Below are 20,211 nucleotides of genomic sequence, written 5' to 3'. Positions count from 1 at the left end.
GAGTTCAGCTGTTACTTAGGCAGCTCAGTAAGTGGCCTTGAGAAATTGAACCTTTATAAAGTCCAACTTCATCCACCACCGGCATCGGTGTCGCCGAGGCGGCAACAATATGGAAGATGTCGCGCAATGATGCTTCCGCCTTGATCGTGGCCTGGCTGCCGGGCAAATAAACAACATTGCTGTCCTGCTGGGCGATATCGCCGGCCTTCAATATTCGACTGGTATCGAAACCGTTGAAGAAGTCGCGGACATATTTATTCACCGGATTACAAAGAAGTTCACGCGGTGTCCCGATCTGCACCACCCGCCCGCCTTCCATGATCGCAATGCGGTGACCGATGCGAACCGCTTCTTCAATGTCGTGGGAGATAAAGATGATGGTGCGATCCTGCTCGGCCTGAAGCTTGAGCAACTCGCCCTGCATTTCGCTGCGGATCATCGGGTCGAGCGCCGAAAACGCTTCGTCCATGAGCAGGATGGCCGGGTCGTTGGCCAAGGCGCGGGCCAGGCCGACGCGCTGTTGCATGCCGCCGGAGAGTTGATGCGGGAAGCTGAACTCCTGGCCGGAGAGGCCGACCTGTTCGAGTGCGCCCATTGCCCGACAGTAGCGTTCTTTCTCGCTGACGCCGCTGATTTCCAGGCCAAAGCTGATGTTGTCGATGACGCTCATGTGCGGCATCAACGCAAACGACTGAAACACCATGCCCATGTCTTTGCGGCGCACTTGCAGCAAGTCTTTATCGGCTAGGCCGGTGATTTCCTTGCCATTCAGAAAGATCTTGCCGGAGGTGGGTTCGATCAGCCGGTTGAACAATCTGACCATGGTCGATTTGCCGGACCCGGACAAACCCATGATCACAAAAATCTCACCACGACGAACCGAAAAGTTGGCGTCAAATACACCAATGGCCTGACCAGTCTTCTTGAATACTTCTGCTTTTGTAGCGCCCTCTTCAATCATCTTCATGGCCAGGGCTGGCTGCGTACCGAAGACTTTGAACACATTCTTGACGCAGATGATCTCGTCGGAACTTGTCATACCTTGCCTCCTTCGCACCGTGCGTCTATCGCAGCAAGCGACAGGTAAACGGGCAAAATAATGTTTAAACGGCAGCGGTAATGAATTGATGTCTTCACGACGGGCTTCCTTTTATTATTTTTGGCGACCCAGGAATAAGGGATGTTTCAAATCTATTAGCATCACCCCGCTTAATCCAACTACATTTACAGGGACAATTTGATAACGTCGGGTTATCGGTTGCGGCGCAGGACGCCCATGAGCGGGTGCTTCGCACCGTGAGCGACCGGGTCTATTCCCAAAGCGACGCTGGCGTGGCCCTCCACGCACGGTTCCGTTACCCTCCTTGCGCTTCGTTGGGGAGCTGTATCGTTAGGAGAGTGTACGAATGACCAAGCATGTCGACCCTGACACCATCCTGCTGAAAATGCCGTCCTTGAGGGCTGTGAAGGCATTTGTCGCTGCCGCCAAATACGAGAGTTTCACCCGCGCCGCCGAGGCGCTGTGCGTTTCGCAAGCCGCGATCAGCCGGCAGATTCGTGAGCTGGAAAGCTACCTGGGCGCGCAACTGTTTACCCGCGTCGGCCGCGCGGTGGAACTGACGGCTGCCGGTGCGGTGTTTTTCGACGCGGCGCAACTGTCGTTCGTCAATATCGCCCAGGCCGCGGAACGCATCCGCAGCAGTCAATCGAGCAAGAAGGTACTCACCGTTTGCTGTTCCCCGGCGTTTTCCGCGTTGTGGCTATCGAACCACCTGCAGGAGTTCTTTGCCCAGTGTCCGGACATCGAACTGAATCTGATCACCACGCAGAATTTCCTGACCATGGAGCCCGGCGTGCAGCCGGACATTTTCATCACCAAGATTTCGCGGATCCGCGAAGGCTATAGAAGCTATCCGCTGTGCCACGACGTGATTTACCCGGTCTGCACCCCGCAGTACCTGGAGCAGCACCCAGAGATTTCAACGATAGAAGGCGTGCGCGATTCAGCGTTACTCAATCTCAGCCCCTACGGTCGCTCGCAAGTCGCCGAGCACGTCGACTGGGGCGTGTGGCTGGCCTTTCAGGCGGTCGACATCGATGACCGTCCGCCCAACAGCCCGCAAATCTTCAACGCCAACGACTACAACCTGCTCATCAGCATGGTGCTGACCCATCAAGGCATTGCGCTGGGCTGGAATCACCTGGTCACGCCACTGGTGCAGCAAGGCTTGCTGGTACGCCCGATCGAGCAACAGGTGCAGTTGCGCAACAGTTGGCATTATCTCAGCTGTCGCGAGAACTCGGACAATGAAGACGAATTGCGGCGCTTCCGCGAATGGATTCTGGCGAAGTTTCCCCGGCGCTGATGCCATCCGCCCGGTTGTCGGGCGTTTTGGTTATCAATTGCCCGACGAAAATGTCGCTGGAGCGACACGCGTGCCTGACTCATTGTTGAGCGGCGCCGGCCACGATCGGTCCGACGCCACTCACAGGAAGGGCTTTGTTGAATGTCACTCTTCGAATTCTGTCGCGATTTTGATTTCCTGGATGCCCCGCCCAATACCCGCGCAATCGTTCAAAACAGCCTGCTCGATATCGTCGGCGTCATGGCGGGTGCTGCGAACAATGACACCAGTGTCGCGATGCGGCGTTTTGCAGAACGGCACTACCCGGCCGGCACTCACAGTAGTCGCCTGATTTTCGGCGGGCCACGGGTCAATGTCCTCGGTGCAGCCTGGGCCGGTGGTTTCAGCGCGGACAGCCTCGACGCCCACGAGGGTCATTTCAAGTCCAAGGGCCACGCCGGAGCCACCGTCGTCCCTGCCCTGCTCGCCCTTGCCGATGCGCTGCATGATCAACATCAATCCATCAGCGGGCATGAGTTGCTGAGCGCTTTGTGCATCGGTTACGAGACGGCGTTGCGCGCAGGCTCCGCGCTCATGGCAACTTCGCCTACGTATCATGCCTCGGGCGGTTTTTCCGCGATGGGCGTGGTATGCGCCGGCGCGCGCTTGTTGCGCCTGGATGAGCCCACGTTTCGCCACGCCTTGGGCATCGCCGAGTACTTCAGCGCGCGCTGCCCGATGATGCGCGTGGTGCAAGCGCCAACGATGCTGCGCGATGCCCACGGTGCAGGCGCATTTACAGGGTTGAACGCGCTGTTCATGGCCATGGAAGGCATCACCGGCGCCCCGGCGGAAACCGTGGACGATGTCACGGTTGCTGAACACTGGACCGACATTGGTCAGCGCTGGGAGATCGACAGTCAATACTTCAAACCCTGGCCGGTCTGTCGTTGGGCGCAGCCGGCGCTGACCGCCATGCTTGAGTTGCAGCGCGAAAACCCTCGGCTCAATGCCGACGCGATCGAAACCGTGCGCGTGGAAACGTTCTTTGAATCGATGTGCTTGCAGGGACATACCCCGCGCGATGCCGACCAGGCGCAATACGCCCTGGCCTTTCCGCTGGCAGCGCTGATCGTCAGGGGCAAAGTCGGGCCAGAGGAAGTCACCGGAGAAGCGATCCTCGCCCCGGATATCCTGGCTCTGAGCGCGCGTATCGAGATTGTCGAGGCAGCGGATATCTCCGCCAGATTCCCCGATGAAATCCTCTCGCGTCTGACCGTCACCCTGAAGAATGGCGAAGTGCTGGTGACTCCGCTCACCGCGGCGCGCGGCGATCCCGAAACGCCGTTGAGCGTCAATGAACTGAGTGACAAGTTCGACTTGTTTGCCCGTGGTCTCGGTGATGAGCGCAGTGCCGCGGTGAAAAGCGCGATCAGCAATATCGCTCAGGCAAGCTGTGCGATTACCGCGCTCGAGCCGATTTTCCACGGTGTTCCGGGATTGTCGCGCGACACCCATTGATAACCGCAAATCATGCATTGCCCGCAGCAAAAGTCGTTTGTGGCGATTGTCCCGAGCGATATAGGCTGAAGACTATCGTCCCTCTATCGGGTCGTGAGTCCGACTGCAAATCAGCGCAGGTTTTTCAGATTTTACCCAGTCACGATTAAAGGTGACCGCTCAAGATGGATGTCCTGGGAGGATAAGAATGAACAATAAAGACAGTGTTTTTGATCTGATTGCACAGCGCAAGCCCTGGCACTCGCTGCCCGGCGCGCTCTACAGCAGTGAAAGCGTTTACCGTCAGGATCTTGAGCAGATCTGGCACAAGGACTGGATCTTCGCCGGCCATACATTCGAAATCACCAAGCCAGGGCAATATTTCACCCTGCAGATCGGTGACTATCCGGTCGCCGTGGTCCGCGGCAAAGATGGCCAAGTCCGCGCCTTTCACAACGCCTGTCTCCACCGTGGCGCGAAAATCTGTGAGGCCGATCACGGCAAAGTGGCGAAGATGGTTTGCCCTTATCACAAATGGACGTACGAACTGGACGGCAATCTGTTGTTCGCCGGCAACATGGGCCAGGATTTCGACAAGTCGCAATACAACCTGAAAAGCGTGCACTGCGAAATCGTCGATACCTATATCTACGTCTGCGTTGCCGCCAAAGCCCCCGATTTCGAAGGCTTCCGCAAGGCCGTAAGCCCGTTTGTCGCGCCACATTATCTGGAAAACTGCAAAGTTGCGTTCGAGTCGAACATCGTCGAGAAAGGCAACTGGAAACTGGTCTTCGAGAACAATCGCGAGTGCTACCACTGCGACGGCTCGCACCCCGAACTGCTGCATTCGTTCGTCGATAACCTGTCGGTTGGCGGCATCAGCGGCGAAGACGATCCGGAACTCTCGGCCTATTGGGCCAAATGCGAGAGCGCGGGATTGCCGAGCCGACTGGTGATGGACATCAATGGCCAGTTCCGTATGACCCGAATCCCGCTGTCGTCCGGTGCCGTCAGCTACACCATGGACGGCAAGCCCGCCGTTGCCGGGCGGCTGGATAAAACCTCGGAAGCGGACATCGGCGCGCTGCTGTATTTCCACTATCCCTCGACCTGGAATCACTTCCTCGGCGACCACGCGCTGAGCTTCCGCGTGCTGCCGATCAGCGCGACGCAAACCCTGGTCACCACTAAATGGCTGGTGCCTGAAACGGCGGTGGAAGGCGTTGACTACGATATCGATCGCCTGACCAAAGTGTGGATCGCCACCAACGATCAGGACCGCACATTAGTGGAAGGCACTCAGCGTGGCGTGACCTCGCCTTCGTACGAGCCCGGCCCGTACTCGGAAACGGCGGAAACCGGCGTCTGTCAGTTCGATGACTGGTACTGCGCCACCATGCTCGACCGGCTCAAAGGGCCGATCCCGCTGAAGTCGGTAGGCTGATCGCACTCACTGCAACGTCCATACGTTCCCTCTTCCCTTGAGCATCCCGGCGGATGCTCGGGGATTTTTTTTGTCTTTCGCTGGCCGGTGATGGCGCAAAACTGTCGGTGGATGTTCGCGCAAACCTGCAGCCACAAAGCGCCGAAAAGGATGCCCCGATCATGAATACCTCAACGTCAGCCCTGAGTGGTTCTGACAACTACGGCGAACGCGTGTCCACGCGCATCGTCTTTTTGATTACTGGCATCGTCATGTCGGCGTGGGCGCCGTTGGTTCCGTTGGTCAAAACCCGCACGGGGCTCGACGATGGCGGGCTGGGTCTGTTGTTGCTGGTCTTCGGCATCGGCTCGATCGTGGCCATGCCCTTTGCCGGTTACCTGACCGCGCGTTTCGGCTGCCGCCCGGTGATCGTCGCTTCTACCATCGCCTTGTGTGCGGTGCTGCCCCTATTGAGCTACCTGGCGTGGCTGCCGGGACTTGCGCTCGCAGTGCTGGTGTTTGGCGCCAGCATGGGCATGCTCGACTGCGCGATCAACATCCAGTCGATCATCGTTGAAAAGAACAGCGGCGAAACCCTGCAGTCCGGATTCCACGGACTCTACAGTGTCGGCGGGATCGCCGGTGCCGGGGCAATGACGGCGATGCTCAGCCTGGGCCTGGATCCTTTGCCGTCGGTGCTGTGTCTGGTGGCGATCATTCTTGCTGCGCTGTACAAGGCTGCGCCAAGTCTGCTGCCGTACGGCACCGAGCGAGACGGCCCGCTGTTTGCGATTCCGCGCGGGATCGTGCTGTTGTTGGGCAGCCTGTGCTTTATCGTTTTTCTGACTGAAGGCGCCATGCTCGACTGGAGCGCGGTGTTCCTCGCTTCACAGCGCGACATGCAACCCAGCTATGCCGGTTTGGGTTACGCGTGTTTTGCCGCGGCGATGACCCTTGGCCGCCTCACCGGCGACGCGATTGTCAGCCGCTTGGGTGGCCGGCGCGTGGTGGCGCTCGGCGGCATCTGCGCGGCGGTCGGCATGCTCGTGTCACTTGCGCTCGACAGTTGGCAAGCGGCATTGCTGGGCTATGCCTTGGTCGGCATCGGCTGCTCGAACATTGTTCCGGTGCTGTTCACCGCAGCGGGTCGGCAGCAGCATATGCCGCAGCGCACGGCGATTCCGGCGATCATTTCCATGGGCTATGCCGGAATTCTGATGGGGCCGGCTTTCATTGGCATGGTTGCCCACGTCAGCACTCTGGTGGTCGCACTGGGTGGCCTGATAGTCCTGCTGCTATTTGTCAGCTACGCCGCGAGGTTTCTCAAGGCCTGAGCTCAGTCAGGAAGCTTGCCAGTGCTGACCTCGACCGGTGCCGCCAGGGAGACTTCGCGCTGGCGGGTCGCCTGCCAACAGAGCAGCGAGCCCGCCGTCACCAGTACGGCGCCCTGCCAGAACTGGGCATGAAGACTTACGCCCAGCCACAGCGCGGCAAACGCCGAGGACAACACAGGCGCCGAGTAGGATGCCGTCGCCAGCAGCGTAAGATTGCCTCGCAGGATGCCGATATTCCACAACGCGTAACCACCGGCCATGGCGATTCCGGCCGCCAGCAGCTCCAGAGAGTTTGCCCAACTGAATGGCGGAATCTGCTCGAGGCTGGCTGACCACTTCAGCCACAGCACCGCGGACGTCAGCGCAAAAAACAACACCACCAGATTCTGCCCGCCCGCGTAGCGACGCGTGACGTTGCAATACAGCGCGAACGTGATCGCACAGGCAAGGGCCAAGCTATAGCTCAGCGGATTGGACTGAACATTGCGCACAATCCCCGGCAGCGACAAGCCGTCACCGCTGACAACCCACAGGATGCCGAAGATCGCCAGCGCCGAGCCCGGAACGATGAACCAGCGGGTTTTTTGTCCGTTCATGACAATCGCCAGCACCACGGTCAGGCACGGCCACAAATAATTCACCACGCCCAGTTCAATGGCTTGCTGCCGATCACTGGCAAACCCCAGCGCCAGCGACAGACACACCTCGTAGGCAACGAACAAGCCGCTGCCGAGCACAATATAAAGAGTTGACGTCGAGCGAATGCGCGGGCGTCCAAGAAACATCAGCAAGAGCATCGCGCCCAACGAATAAATCATCGCCGCGCCGCCCAGCGGGCCGAACTGTTCACTGACGCCCCTGATCAATCCGGCGGCGGTACTCCATAAAACAATCGCCACCAAACCACACGTGGTGGCGGCCCGCTCGCCTCTGATCTGCATCCTGCCCCCTGATTAAAACTGCCAACCCGACCGCACAGGCTAACCAGTGCAACGGGCCTGATAAAGCGACATTTGTGCCGTGTAAACGATGCGCTGTGGTTATGTCATGAGCCTTGCCTGGCCTGCGTCCTAACGTCGCAGGCAACAGCACTTGGCAAATCCCGCACAAGCCGTAGAATCCCGCGCTCTCTTGCCGCCGCAGACCCGGAGGCGCAAGGCTCAAAGCGCGCTCCCGAATGGCCGGCGACACTGAATCACGTGTCCAGGTCCACCGCCCCGCACCCCACACATTTTTGGCTTGGCATGCCTGCGCATTAGCGCACGTTGCGCTGTTCGATCTCTAGAGGTTTTTATGTCTCCGCGTTTGCTGGCCATGGCGCTGGCGCCCCTGCTCGGGCTGTTCATTGTTGCCCTGGGCAACGGTTTCCTGTCGTCGCTGACCACCCTGCGCCTGGACGCCGCCGGTGCGTCGGCGACGATGATCGGCATCGTTTCGTCCGCTTACTTCATCGGCCTGACGCTGGGCGCACTGTTCAACGACCGCCTGATTCTGCGCATCGGCCACATCCGCGCTTACGGCAGCTTCGCGTCGCTGATTGCCGTGACCATTCTGTTGCAGGGCTTGTTTTATGACACGTGGGGCTGGTTCGTGCTGCGCCTGCTCAACGGGTGGGCCACGGTCGGTGTGTTTCTGGTGATCGAAAGCTGGCTGCTGTTGGCGGGCGACGCGAAGATTCGCGGGCGTTTGCTGGCGTTGTACATGATCGTCCTGTACGGCGCTGGAGTGCTCGGCCAGGCGACGCTGGGGCAGATTACCGGGCTGGGCGACAGCGCACCGTTCATGGTCGCCGGCATGCTCGCCTCGTTTTCAGTGCTGCCGATCGTGATCCTGCCGCGCGTGTCGCCATTGCTCGATCAGGTCGAGCCGCTCAAGCCCCGGCAGTTGCTGGGGGTCACGCCGACCGGGTTGGTCGGTTGTTTCGGCTCGGGCATCACCATTGCGGCGATCTACACCTTGCTGCCGCTGTACCTGCAACGCACCGGGCTGAATGTCGGTGAAGTCGGAAGCATGATGGCTTGGACGATTCTCGGCGCGATGCTCCTGCAATATCCGGTCGGACGCTGGTCCGACCGTAAGGATCGCTTGCAGGTGCTGACCCTGTTGACGCTGGCCTGCACCGTGTTGTCGCTGGTGATTGTGTTGCTGCCGTTGTCATCGACGATGCTCGCGGCGATGTTGTTTCTGCTCGGCGGCGGCGTGTTTGCGCTGTACCCGGTTGCCGTCAGCCACGCCGCCGACCGCGCTCCTGCCGAAGCGCTGGTGCCGATGATTCAAGGCTTGCTGCTGATCAACTCGCTGGGTTCGGCCATCAGCCCGATGATGATTTCGCCGGTGATGAACGCCATCGGCGCCAACGGCCTGTTCTGGGTGTTCGCCGTGGTCAACCTGTGCATGGTCACGTTTTTCTTCTGGCGCCGCGGCAAACGCCCGGTTCCAGCCAACCCCGCGCCGTTTGCCGCAGCGGCCACCTTCTCGCCGACAGGCGCGGAGCTACGCGTCACCGAAGACTTGCGCCAAGCAGTGCAGGAGCATCCGCCGATGATGGATGCATTGAGTGGCGAGCCTTCACCGCAGTGCGAAACCCGCTGAGCCTCGCTCACACATTGCATGGCATTCTGTAGGAGCTGTCGAGTGCAACGAGGCTGCGATCTTTTGATTCTTTAGAACAAGATCAAAAGATCGCAGCGTGCCGCAGCTCCTACAGGGGTGTGGGCGTCAGTATCTGCGCGGTGTCGGCGCCAGGTTGACCATACCGCTCCCACATTGGATTTTGTGGGCACTCCGAATTCTGAGCCCCCCTCCTGTAGGAGCTGTCGAGTGCAACGAGGCTGCGATCTTTTGATTCTTTAAAACAGATCAAAAGATCGCAGCGTGCCGCAGCTCCTACAGGGGTGTGGGCGTCAGTATCTGCGCGGTGTCGCTGCCAGGTTGACCACACCGCTCCCACATTGGATTTTGTGGGCACTCCGAATTCTGAGCACACCACATGTAGGAGCTGTCGAGTGCAACGAGGCTGCGATCTTTTGATTCTTTAATCTTTTGATTCTTTAAAACAAGATCAAAAGATCGCAGCGTGCCGCAGCTCCTACAGGGGTGTGGGCGTCAATATCTGCGCGGTGTCGCTGCCAGGTTGACCACACCGCTCCCACATTGGATTTTGTGCGCACTCCGAATTCTGAGCCCCCCACTTGTAGGAGCTGCGGCACGCTGCGATCTTTTGATTCTTTAAAACAAGATCAAAAGATCGCAGCGTGCCGCAGCTCCTACAGGGGTGTGGGCGTCAGTATCTGCGCGGTGTCGCTGCCAGGTTGACCATACCGCTCCCACATTGGATTTTGTGGGCACTCCGAATTCTGAGCCCCCCACCTGTAGGAGCTGTCGAGTGCAACGAGGCTGCGATCTTTTGATTCTTTAAAACAAGATCAAAAGATCGCAGCGTGCCGCAGCTCCTACAGGGGTGTGGGCGTCAATATCTGCGCGGTGTCGCTGCCAGGTGGCTTTGCAGGGCACTGCCAATTTTGACCACACCACAAAAACCTGTGGGAGCGAGCCTGCTCGCGAAAGCGGTGGGTCAGGGAGGGACACAAAGGTCTGTGGCTCTTTACCCTATCCTTCAGCGCTTGAGCGTCTCGCTCGGCAACTCTTTGAACAACGCGCGATAGCTGCTGGAAAACCGTCCCAGATGCCAGAACGACCATTGCATCGCCACCTCGGCGACGGTGGTCTGTGTCGGGTTGCGCCTGAGCAATTCGCGGTGTGCGCTGTTCAGCCGGCGCAAGCGCAACCAGTGACTCGGCGTCATCCCGGTGTAAGCCTTGAAAGCCTGTTGCAACTGCCGCAGCGACACACCCGCGACATTGGCAAGTTCCAGCAGATTGAGGGTGTCTTCCGGCGAATCTGCGGCCCACTCGCCGACACGTTTCATGATCGCCCGTTCTTCGGTGCGCCGCTGCAATCCCCCACGATCCAGACTCGTGCGCGCGTTGTCGAGCAGGAACAGGCAATCCTCGATCAGCTGTTGCGTCAACGCATCTTTATCAATGAGATCAATGGTTTGCGACAACTTCGTGAGAGTCGAGCTTAACCAGCGGCTGAACAAGGCGTTCTGTCCGCAGTTGAGCGGTGCCATGAATAACCCTTCCAGTTTCGCCACGTCCAGACCGTGTTGCCTGACGAACTCCGGACCGAATACCACGGCAATTTCCTGGTAATTCTCCGGCGTGATCCAGATGTTGCGGCTCTCTTCATTGAGCAAATACAGCGCGTTGTCGCTGCGATCGAAACAGAACGCCAGAGCCCCAGACGGCGCACGGAAATTCTGCTCGACCCGGGTGTTCATCTGCTCTTCATAGACCTCGACGCCTTGCAGATCGAGATAGCGAATCTGCCCGGCGAAATGCCCCGGCGACATCTGCTGGTAATGCTGCACCCAACCCGGTGTGGCGCGGACTTGTTCGGCCACATCGGCGGTGTTGAACGCTTGAACCTGAAGCGGATTGCACGTTGTCATGGGGTGACCTTGCGCACTCTTTTGGTGCGCTTTGGTGCTGCGGAAAGTGGATAGATGGAATCTCGAGCCGCGCCCAAGATAGTCGTCAACGCGCTACAGGGGAAGGGGCGGAAGATGAAACCCGCCCTCCCCGGCGTCCACAAAACCAATAACGAGGTCTTTATGAATGCCCCTTTCGATCAGCTGCTCACGTGGCTGAAAGATCACAAGATTACCGAAGTCGAATGTGTGGTCAGCGACCTGACCGGCATCGCCCGCGGCAAGATCGCACCGACCAACAAGTTCCTGCATGAGCGCGGCATGCGCCTGCCGGAAAGTGTGCTGCTGCAAACGGTAACCGGGGATTTTGTCGACGACGATATCTACTACGACCTGCTCGATCCCGCCGACATCGACATGGTCTGCAAGCCAGTGGCTGACGCGGTTTACGTAATTCCATGGGCGATCGAACCGACCGCCATCGTTATCCACGACACCTTCGACAAGTTTGGCAACCCGATCGAACTGTCGCCGCGCAACGTCCTGAAGAAAGTCCTGCAGCTGTACACCGACAAAGGCTGGAAGCCAATTGTCGCGCCAGAAATGGAGTTCTACCTGACCCAACGCTGCGAAGACCCGGACTTGCCGCTCAAGGCACCACTGGGCCGCTCGGGCCGTGCGGAAAGCGGCCGGCAGTCATTCTCCATCGATGCCGCCAACGAATTCGATCCGTTGTTCGAGGACGTTTACGACTGGTGCGAGCTGCAAGGTCTTGATTTGGACACGCTGATCCACGAAGACGGCCCGGCGCAGATGGAAATCAACTTCCGCCACGGCGACGCTCTGGATCTGGCCGACCAGATCACCGTGTTCAAACGCACCATGCGCGAGGCGGCGCTCAAGCACAACGTCGCCGCGACGTTTATGGCCAAGCCCGTTGGCGATGAGCCCGGTAGCGCCATGCACATTCACCAGAGCGTGGTCGACATCGCCACCGGCAAACCGGTCTTCGCCAGTGAAGACGGACAGATGAGCGAACTGTTCCGGCATTACATCGGCGGATTGCAGAAATACATTCCGAAAGTGCTGCCGATGTTCGCGCCCAACGTCAACTCGTTCCGCCGCTTCCTGCCGGACACCTCGGCGCCGGTCAACGTCGAATGGGGCGAAGAAAACCGGACCGTCGGCCTGCGTGTGCCGACCTCCAGCCCCGAAGCGATGCGCGTGGAAAACCGCTTGCCGGGCGCCGACGCCAATCCGTACCTGGCGATTGCCGCGAGCTTGCTCTGCGGTTACATCGGCATGGTCGACCGCATCGAGCCAAGCGCTGCGGTGCAGGGCCGCGCTTACGAACGCCGCAACCTGCGCCTGCCGATCACCATCGAAGAAGCGCTGACGCAAATGGAAGAATGCCCGACCGTTGCCCGTTACCTCGGCGACAAGTTCGTGCGCGGCTACGTCGCGGTGAAACGCGCCGAGCATGAAAACTTCAAACGCGTGATCAGCTCGTGGGAGCGCGAGTTCTTAATGATGAGCGTTTAATTCAAATTTGCACAAAACCTGTGGGAGCGGGCTTGCCCGCGATGGCGGCGGCACATTCAACAGTGATGTCGAAGCTGCCGGCCTCATCGCGGGCAAGCCCGCTCCCACAGGATTAGAGAACCACCTGAAAAATCCAAAAAATTAGAGGTGTCGATATGCGTCTGTTGAAATCCGTAATCCCGGTCGCCCTGAGCGTATTGTTCAGTGCGGTAGCCCACGCGCAGCCACAAGTCAGCGTCTACAACTGGACCGACTACATCGGCGAGACCACCCTCGCCGACTTCCAGGCCAGCACCGGGATCAAAGTGATCTACGACGTGTTCGATTCCAATGAAACCCTGGAAGGCAAACTGCTCGCGGGGCGCACCGGTTATGACGTGGTGGTGCCGTCCAACCACTTTCTCGCACGTCAGGTGAAAGCCGGAGCATTCCTCAAACTCGATCGCGCGCAGTTGCCCAACTTCAAGAACCTCGATCCGAAACTCCTCGAACTGCTCGAAAAAAACGACCCGGGCAATGCGCACTCCGTGCCTTATCTGTGGGGCACCAATGGCATCGGCTACAACGTCGACAAGGTCAAGCAAGTGCTGGGCATTGATCGCATCGATTCCTGGGCGGTGCTGTTCGAGCCGGAAAACCTGAAAAAACTGACTCAGTGCGGCGTGTCGATGATGGACTCCGCCGATGAAATCTTTCCCGCCGTGCTCAACTACATGGGCATGGACCCGCGCAGCGAAAATCCCGAGGATTACAAAAAAGCCGAAGCCAAACTGCTGAGCATCCGTCCGTATATCACCTACTTCCATTCCTCCAAATACGTATCGGATCTGGCCAACGGCGATATCTGCGTGGCTTTCGGTTATTCCGGCGACGTGTTCCAGGCCGCCAATCGCGCCAAGGAAGCCAAGAACGGCGTGAACATCGCTTACGCCATTCCAAAAGAAGGCGCCAACCTGTGGTTCGATCTGCTGGCCATTCCGGCGGACGCCAGCAACAGCAAAGAAGCCCACGCTTTCATCAATTACCTGCTCGATCCGCAAGTGATTGCCAAGGTCAGCGCGGCCGTTGGTTATGCCAACCCGAACCCGGCGGCCAAGCAATACATGGATCAGGAACTGGTCAACAATCCTGAGGTTTACCCGCCACAGGACGTCATCGACAAACTGTACATCTCCACCACCCCGCCCCAGGCCATCATGCGTCTGATGACCCGATCCTGGAGCAAAGTGAAGTCGAACAAATGAATCAGCACAGCCACGAACACGCCCGCTCCTACTACGCTGCTTCGGCACGGGCGAGCACTCTCTATCCAGTGCTGGAAGGCGACTTGATCGCTGATGTCTGCGTGATTGGCGGCGGATTTACCGGGGTCAATACCGCCATCGAACTGGCGCAGCGCGGGCTGTCGGTGATTCTGATCGAAGCCCGACGGATCGGCTGGGGCGCCAGCGGGCGCAACGGCGGGCAGTTGATTCGCGGCATCGGCCATGACGTCGACGGCTTCGCCAAGTATGTCGGTCAGGAGGGCGTGCGTTATTTACAGCGCGCCGGAATCGACTCGGTGGAACTGGTGCGCCAGCGCATCGCTGACCACGCCATCGACTGCGATCTGCGCTGGGGCTTCTGCGATCTGGCCAACACCACGGCGCAATTCGATGCTTTCAAAGACGAACTGGCCGACCTCGCCGAACTCGGTTACGCCCACCAAACCCGACTGATCGGCCCGGAGCAGATTCGCCAGCAAGTGGTCAACTCCGACATTTATGCCGGTGGGCTCGTAGACATGGGCTCTGGACACTTGCATCCGCTGGATCTGGTGCAAGGCGAAGCGCGTCTGGCGGCTTCGCTGGGCGTACGGATCTTCGAACAAAGCCAGGTGCTGGAAATCACCCATGGCGCGACCGTGCAAGTGCGTTGCGCAAGCGGCACCGTGCGTGCCGGCAGTCTGGTGCTCGGCTGCAACGCGCATCTGGACGAACTCGAACAACAGCTCAGTGGCAAAGTGCTGCCGGCCGGCAGTTACATCATCGCCACCGAGCCTCTGTCCGCAGAACGCGCCGCGCAGCTGATCCCGCAGAATCTGGCGGTGTGTGATCAGAAAGTCGGTCTCGACTACTACCGGCTTTCGGCGGATCGGCGCTTGCTGTTCGGCGGTGCCTGCCATTATTCCGGGCGTGATCCGGCGGACATCGCCGCCTACATGCGTCCGAAGATGCTCAAGGTCTTCCCGCAGCTGGCGGACGTGCGCATTGAATATCAATGGGGCGGCAAAATCGGCATCACCGCCAACCGCTTCCCGCAGGTCGGGCGACTGCGGCAACACCCGAACGTGTTCTACGCGCAGGGCTATTCCGGCCATGGCCTCAACGTCACCCATTGGTGCGCGAAGTTGCTCGGCGAAGCGATTGATGCGGGTCACAGCCAAGGCATGGACGTGTTCAGCGCCGTGCCGCACATGACCTTCCCCGGAGGCCCGGCCCTGCGTTCGCCGCTGCTGGCACTGGGCATGTTCTGGTATCGCCTGCGCGAACTGCTCGGCTGATAACGTGCGCCCTGCAGGAGCTGCCGAAGGCTGGGGCCGCGATCGGGCGATCTTCAAGATCAACAGATCGCAGCCTTCGGCAGCTCCTACATTGAGGTTTGCGGTGCGCACTTGCTATTCACATTTGCTCTATCGCCAAGCACTTCTATATTGATGAAGTGCATTTGCGTTCCTGACGCTCAGTACCCATTGAATTAAGGAGGATATGGATGAAGTCGTCAGCCAGCGACGAGCCGCGAGCACCCGGTCAGGCCCCGATCAAAACCCGCCGTTTCGGTTTTTCACTGGTATGGATCGTGCCGCTTGTGGCGGTGCTGGTGGGCCTCTCGCTGGTGGTGCACAACATCCTCCAGGAAGGGCCGACCATCACCGTTACGTTCAAGACCGGTGACGGCCTCACCGCCAATAAAACCGAAGTCAAATACCGTAACGTGGTGATCGGCCACGTTTCCGACGTGCAGTTGGCCGACGATCACAAAAGCGTCGATGCCACGATCAAACTCGCCAAGCAGGCTGAAAGCTTTACCCGCGAAGACTCGCAGTTCTGGGTGGTGCGGCCGAGAATCGGCGCGGGCGGTGTCTCCGGCATCGATACTCTTCTTTCCGGCGATTACATCGGCGCCGACATTGGCGAGGCGAATAACCGCGCGAAAAACTTCAAAGGCCTGGAGAACCCGCCGCCCATCACCTACGGCGAACCCGGCAAGAGCTTCACGCTGCACACTCAGGATCTGGGCTCACTGGACATCGGCTCCCCCGTGTATTTCCGCAAGATTCCCGTTGGCCAAGTGGTTTCATATGCGTTGGACCCTGACGGCAAAGGCGTGAACATCGAAGTGTTCGTGCATTCGCCCAACGACACGTACGTCACCGAAAACACCCGGTTCTGGAACGCCAGCGGCATTGATGTCAGCGTTGGCGCTAACGGTTTTGCGGTGAAGACCGAATCGCTGTCGACCTTGCTGGTGGGGGGCATTGCCTTCCGCGCCCCGGAATACAGCCCCAACGATGTGCCCGCTGCCGACAACAAAAGCTACGAACTGTTTGCCGATCAGCAAACCGCCCTTGCCCCACCCAACGGCAAGGCGCAATACCTGAGTCTGCGTTTTGACCAGGCTCTGCGCGGGCTGAAGGTTGATGCGCCGGTAGAATTTCTCGGCATGGAGATCGGCAGGGTTGTCGCCATCAATCTCGATTTCGACGCCAAAAAACGCAGCTTCCCACTGAACGTTGGCATCGTGATTTATCCCCAGCGCCTCGGCATGGCCTACGGAAAAATGCTCGAAGCGTTCAAGCATGACCCCAACGACGAAGCGGCCGGCATCCGCCTGATCGGCACGTTCGTCGACAATGGTCTGCGCGCTCAGGCCCGCAGCGGCAACCTGCTGACAGGGCAGCTGTATATCGCCCTCGATTTCTTCCCCAAAGCGGAAAAAGTGGCCTTCGATCCGAGCGCCCGCCCCGTGGCCATTCCGACCGTGCCAGGCAGCCTCGAACAGTTGCAGGAAAAACTCGAAGCGATGGTCGACAAGATCAACAAACTGCCGGTGGATCGCATCGCCAACAACCTCGACGGCAATCTGGTCGAGCTGCGCAAAGGCCTGGCGCAATTCAATGCGAAGACGCTGCCGGGCGTGCAGAACACCTTGAACGATGTCAGCAAAACCTTGCAGTCGGCCAACTCGACGCTGGCCGAAGACTCGCCGCAACGCGAGAAACTCACCGAAACCCTCGACGAACTCGGGCGCATGTCGCGTTCGCTGCGCGAACTCTCCGATTACCTGGGTCGTCACCCGGAATCGCTGATCCGTGGTCGTCCCGACAATGCGGCGCCGCTGGATCTGAAAGGACCGCCACGCAATTGAGCACAGGAGCGTAACCCATGGCTTTACCGCTAAAGATCACCGTGCTCGCGGCGTTGCTGATGCTCGGCGCCTGCCGCAGCGACCCGATCAGCTTTCACACCCTGACGCCGGCACAACCGGGCCCCGGCAGGGGCGGAGCGGATATTGCGATCGAAGGCATCACCGTGCCGCCGCAAGTCGATCGCGCGCAAATCGTCATTCGCGAAGGCAACAGTGGCTTGGCCATTCTGGAAACCGACTGGTGGGGCGCAACGCTTGCGGATGAATTGCGCGGCGCGCTGGTCGATCAATTGGCGAACAGTGGCAACACCGGCGGCGTGTCGGTGCGCATCGACGTGCAGCGCTTCGACTCGATTCCCGGCCAGTACGCGTTGATCGATGCGAAGTGGCGCTTGCGTCCGCTGGGCGCTGCCGATCAAAGCCTGCTGACGTGCCGCTCGACCCTGCAAACGCCGTCGGGGCCGAGTATCGATGAACTGGTCAGCGCGCAGCAGACCAACGTCAAGCGTCTGGCCGAAGTGATCAATCGGGCGGCCGCCAGCAATGCGCGAACCTGCCCTTCTGCTTCGTGATCTGGCCTACAGGTCGAAGCGGTCCACTGCCCGCCGCCGCTCGTTGTCGTCTCGCACATCGTAATTGGCGGTGGTCTGGATGTTGCTGTGGTGCGCCAGCTTTTGCGCGATCGATAGGTCGTGCTCTTCGATAACCCGCGTGATGAACGAGCGGCGAAAATCGTGGGGCATGATCTTCACCCCGACCTGCGTGCCACGCTGGCGAGCGATGTAATAGATCGCGTGTTTGGTGATGCGCTCACGGGTGATGTGACTGCCACGGCGAATGCGGTTGAACAAAAAGGCATCGTCGCTTTCGCCTTCCTTGAGCTGCGACCGGCGCAGCTCCAGCCACGCGTTCAATTTGGCGAACGCCCACGCCGGTGCGTACTTGATCAACTGCTTGTTGCCCTTGCCGGTGACCGTAAGGCTGCGCTCGGTGAAATCCACCTGGTTCAAATCCAGATCGACCGATTCCGACTTGCGCATCCCGGTGCCGTACAACAGTGCGATCACCGCGGCGTCGCGCAAGCCCTGCGGGCGCGGGTCGGCGGCGCACACTTCCATCAATTCGTGAATCAACGAGCGCCTGAGATTGCGCCCCTGGGACAAGCGCGTACCGGCAATGCCTTTGACCGAGCGCATCTTCAGCAAATGATCCTGGCTGATCAGGCTCATGCGCCAGGCTTCGTTCATGACTCCACGCACCGCGTTGACATACAGCGAAGAGGTATTCGGCGCGTAGCCATCGGCGCGCAACGCCGCAACTAGCGCCACGACGTCTTCGGGCTGCAGCCCGTGCCAGGGGATTTCCTCAATGTCGGCATCCTCGAAGCCGAGGCGGTCGGCAGCATCCTGCAGCACGTAACGCATGGTCAGTTGGCTGGACGGCGCCAGACGAGCCAGGTACAGGGTCAGCGGATTGGTTTTGGACGGGGTGGATTCAGTACTCGACAAGTCAATCAAACGAAACGGCCTTGAATGGAAAACGATCACTGCAACATGACAAAAAACAGCGACAGAACCTGGTTGCAACAGGCTGCCCGAAAAGGCCCACAACCTGCCGCTCATGGACTTGAATGTCAACCGGGCATTCCCTGACCGGTACAGCAAGCCATTGAATTTCCGCGTTTTTCAGATAGCCGGGCGCAGTAAGCCGGCAACCTGTGGGAGCGAGCCTGCTCGCGAAAGCGATGCGTCAGTCGCCGCAGGTGTCAGTGGAAAATCGCCTTCGCGAGCAGGCTCCCACCCACAGGATTTTGCGCCGGGGTTGCTTGACCGGCCGTGAGCGGACGGTGAGGATGTCGCTCGCCAGGCATTCTGTAATAAGGACATTAACCCTCCGTGGCCACCTATTCGCGCTTCATTCGCCGATTGATGATCAGTTCGCTGACCGTGGTCATCAGCCGCGCTCTGGTCAGTCCGTTGCTGACGCTGTTCCTGAGTAACAAACTCGGGCTCAATCCGCAGGACGTCGGGCTGTTGCTGGGCATTGCAGTGTTCAGCGCGACGCTGCTGTCGCTTTACGGTGGCTACATCATCGACCGCCTGGACAAGCGTCGGCTGCTGATCCTGACCATGCTTTCCAGCGGTATCGGGCTGATCCTGCTGACCTTCGCGCAGCAACTGTATCTGGTCACGTTGGTTTTGATCATCAGTGAAACCGCGTCCGCGCTCTTCATGATCTGTTCCAAGGCGATCCTCAGTGAGAACCTGCCGGTCGAGCAGCGCGTCAAGGCGTTTTCGCTGAATTACACGCTGACCAATATCGGCTATGCCGTCGGCCCGATGATTGGCGTGGTGATTGCCGGCATTCAGCCGTCGGCGCCGTTTATCGTCGCCGGCGCGATTGCCATCGGCAGCGTTGTTCTGTTGCTGGGCGTCGCGAAGGATGCGAAAGCGAGCTCCGTGGTGGGCCAGCCACGCAGCTTTCTCAACACGCTGGTGATTCTGAAAAACGATCGCACGATGATTCTGTTCACCCTCGGCTGTCTGCTCAGTACGCTGGTGCACGGGCGCTTCACCCTGTACCTGTCGCAATATCTGCTGGCGACGCACACGCAACAGCAGATGCTCGACACCATGGCCGCCCTGCTCGCCTGCAATGCGATCACGGTGATTCTTCTCCAATATCAGGTCGGCCGATTGCTCACCCGTGAACGTCTGCGCCACTGGATTGCCGCTGGCACCGCGCTGTTTGTCCTCGGGTTGATCGGTTTCAGTCTGGCCAACAGCCTCGTGGGCTGGTGCGTGGCGATGTTCATCTTCACCCTCGGCGAGATGATCATTTACCCGGCGGATTTTCTCTTCGTCGACACGCTGGCTCCGGAGCATCTGCGCGGCAGTTACTATGGCGCGCAGAATCTCGCGGCACTTGGCGGCGGGATCAGCCCGGTGCTGTGCGGTTTTCTGTTAATGCACACACCGGCGCCGGTTATGTTCTATGCATTGAGTGCATTGGCAACAGTCGGCGGTTATCTGTGTGTCGTCAGCGGGCGACACGCGACTTCAGTGCAAAAATAATGCATTCAAACTGCATTTATATGAATTTGTCAGCATCGATTTTGAACGGCACACTGTGCGCGTTCCTCCCCCAATGTTGGAACACTTCGAGGGC

General features: G+C 59.2%; 15 protein-coding genes. 11 read left to right on the top strand and 4 right to left on the bottom strand.

What is annotated here, in order from left to right:
- Window positions 1–4 precede the first annotated feature (4 nt).
- The gene (locus tag EL257_RS13165; protein ID WP_126363160.1) at window positions 5–1,039 is read right to left on the bottom strand and encodes a quaternary amine ABC transporter ATP-binding protein; all 1,035 of its coding nucleotides are present in this window, start codon (window positions 1,037–1,039) and stop codon (window positions 5–7) included.
- A 367-nt stretch (window positions 1,040–1,406) separates the two neighbouring features.
- Between EL257_RS13165 and EL257_RS13160 the strand changes: the two genes are divergently transcribed.
- The 4 genes from EL257_RS13160 to EL257_RS13145 all read left to right on the top strand — a co-directional run bounded on the left by EL257_RS13160 (window position 1,407) and on the right by EL257_RS13145 (window position 6,602).
- Window positions 1,407–2,366, top strand: coding sequence for a LysR family transcriptional regulator (locus EL257_RS13160; protein WP_126363158.1), 960 nt, complete (start codon window positions 1,407–1,409; stop codon window positions 2,364–2,366).
- Between the two features lie 141 nt (window positions 2,367–2,507).
- Window positions 2,508–3,866, top strand: a complete 1,359-nt coding sequence (locus tag EL257_RS13155) for an MmgE/PrpD family protein (RefSeq protein WP_126363156.1) — start codon at window positions 2,508–2,510, stop codon at window positions 3,864–3,866.
- 187 nt (window positions 3,867–4,053) lie between these two features.
- A complete protein-coding gene (locus EL257_RS13150; protein ID WP_126363154.1) occupies window positions 4,054–5,289 on the top strand; it encodes an aromatic ring-hydroxylating oxygenase subunit alpha in 1,236 nt (411 codons plus the stop codon).
- A 161-nt stretch (window positions 5,290–5,450) separates the two neighbouring features.
- Window positions 5,451–6,602, top strand: a complete 1,152-nt coding sequence (locus EL257_RS13145; protein WP_126363152.1) for an MFS transporter — start codon at window positions 5,451–5,453, stop codon at window positions 6,600–6,602.
- 2 nt (window positions 6,603–6,604) lie between these two features.
- Here the strand turns inward: EL257_RS13145 and yddG are convergent, their stop codons facing one another.
- Window positions 6,605–7,543 carry an aromatic amino acid DMT transporter YddG gene (gene yddG, locus EL257_RS13140; protein WP_126363150.1) on the bottom strand — a complete coding sequence of 313 codons (939 nt, stop codon included), beginning with the start codon at window positions 7,541–7,543 and terminating at the stop codon, window positions 6,605–6,607.
- 352 nt (window positions 7,544–7,895) lie between these two features.
- On the opposite strand from yddG, the gene EL257_RS13135 reads away from it, so the two are divergent.
- The gene (locus tag EL257_RS13135) at window positions 7,896–9,194 is read left to right on the top strand and encodes an MFS transporter (protein WP_126363148.1); all 1,299 of its coding nucleotides are present in this window, start codon (window positions 7,896–7,898) and stop codon (window positions 9,192–9,194) included.
- A gap of 1,024 nt (window positions 9,195–10,218) precedes the next feature.
- On the opposite strand, the gene EL257_RS13130 is transcribed toward EL257_RS13135, so the two are convergent.
- Window positions 10,219–11,115: a helix-turn-helix domain-containing protein gene (locus tag EL257_RS13130; protein ID WP_126363146.1), complete on the bottom strand. Its 897-nt coding sequence runs from the start codon at window positions 11,113–11,115 to the stop codon at window positions 10,219–10,221.
- Window positions 11,116–11,277: 162 nt separating this feature from the next.
- Between EL257_RS13130 and EL257_RS13125 the strand changes: the two genes are divergently transcribed.
- The 5 genes from EL257_RS13125 to EL257_RS13100 all read left to right on the top strand — a co-directional run bounded on the left by EL257_RS13125 (window position 11,278) and on the right by EL257_RS13100 (window position 17,615).
- The gene (locus EL257_RS13125; RefSeq protein WP_126363144.1) at window positions 11,278–12,636 is read left to right on the top strand and encodes a glutamine synthetase family protein; all 1,359 of its coding nucleotides are present in this window, start codon (window positions 11,278–11,280) and stop codon (window positions 12,634–12,636) included.
- Between the two features lie 155 nt (window positions 12,637–12,791).
- Complete coding sequence (locus EL257_RS13115; RefSeq protein WP_126363142.1) at window positions 12,792–13,880, top strand: polyamine ABC transporter substrate-binding protein; 1,089 nt, start codon at window positions 12,792–12,794, stop codon at window positions 13,878–13,880.
- Window positions 13,877–15,178 (top strand): NAD(P)/FAD-dependent oxidoreductase, encoded by a 1,302-nt coding sequence (locus tag EL257_RS13110; protein WP_126363140.1) that lies wholly within the window; start codon window positions 13,877–13,879, stop codon window positions 15,176–15,178. Before EL257_RS13115 ends, EL257_RS13110 begins: the two co-directional genes overlap by 4 nt.
- A 209-nt stretch (window positions 15,179–15,387) precedes the next feature.
- On the top strand, window positions 15,388–17,043 hold the full coding sequence (locus EL257_RS13105) for an intermembrane transport protein PqiB (protein WP_126363138.1): 1,656 nt from the start codon (window positions 15,388–15,390) through the stop codon (window positions 17,041–17,043).
- Window positions 17,044–17,060: 17 nt separating this feature from the next.
- A complete protein-coding gene (locus tag EL257_RS13100; RefSeq protein WP_126363136.1) occupies window positions 17,061–17,615 on the top strand; it encodes a PqiC family protein in 555 nt (184 codons plus the stop codon).
- A gap of 6 nt (window positions 17,616–17,621) precedes the next feature.
- Here EL257_RS13100 and EL257_RS13095 read toward each other — a convergent pair whose 3' ends face one another.
- Window positions 17,622–18,467 (bottom strand): site-specific integrase, encoded by an 846-nt coding sequence (locus EL257_RS13095; RefSeq protein ID WP_232013108.1) that lies wholly within the window; start codon window positions 18,465–18,467, stop codon window positions 17,622–17,624.
- A 471-nt stretch (window positions 18,468–18,938) separates the two neighbouring features.
- Between EL257_RS13095 and EL257_RS13090 the strand changes: the two genes are divergently transcribed.
- The gene (locus tag EL257_RS13090; RefSeq protein WP_126363134.1) at window positions 18,939–20,117 is read left to right on the top strand and encodes an MFS transporter; all 1,179 of its coding nucleotides are present in this window, start codon (window positions 18,939–18,941) and stop codon (window positions 20,115–20,117) included.
- Window positions 20,118–20,211: the final 94 nt, after the last annotated feature.

The sequence above is a fragment of the Pseudomonas fluorescens genome (assembly GCF_900636825.1).
Classification (GTDB): Bacteria; Pseudomonadota; Gammaproteobacteria; order Pseudomonadales; family Pseudomonadaceae; genus Aquipseudomonas; species Aquipseudomonas fluorescens_BG.
This window is presented reverse-complemented; position numbering and strand designations above follow the sequence as displayed.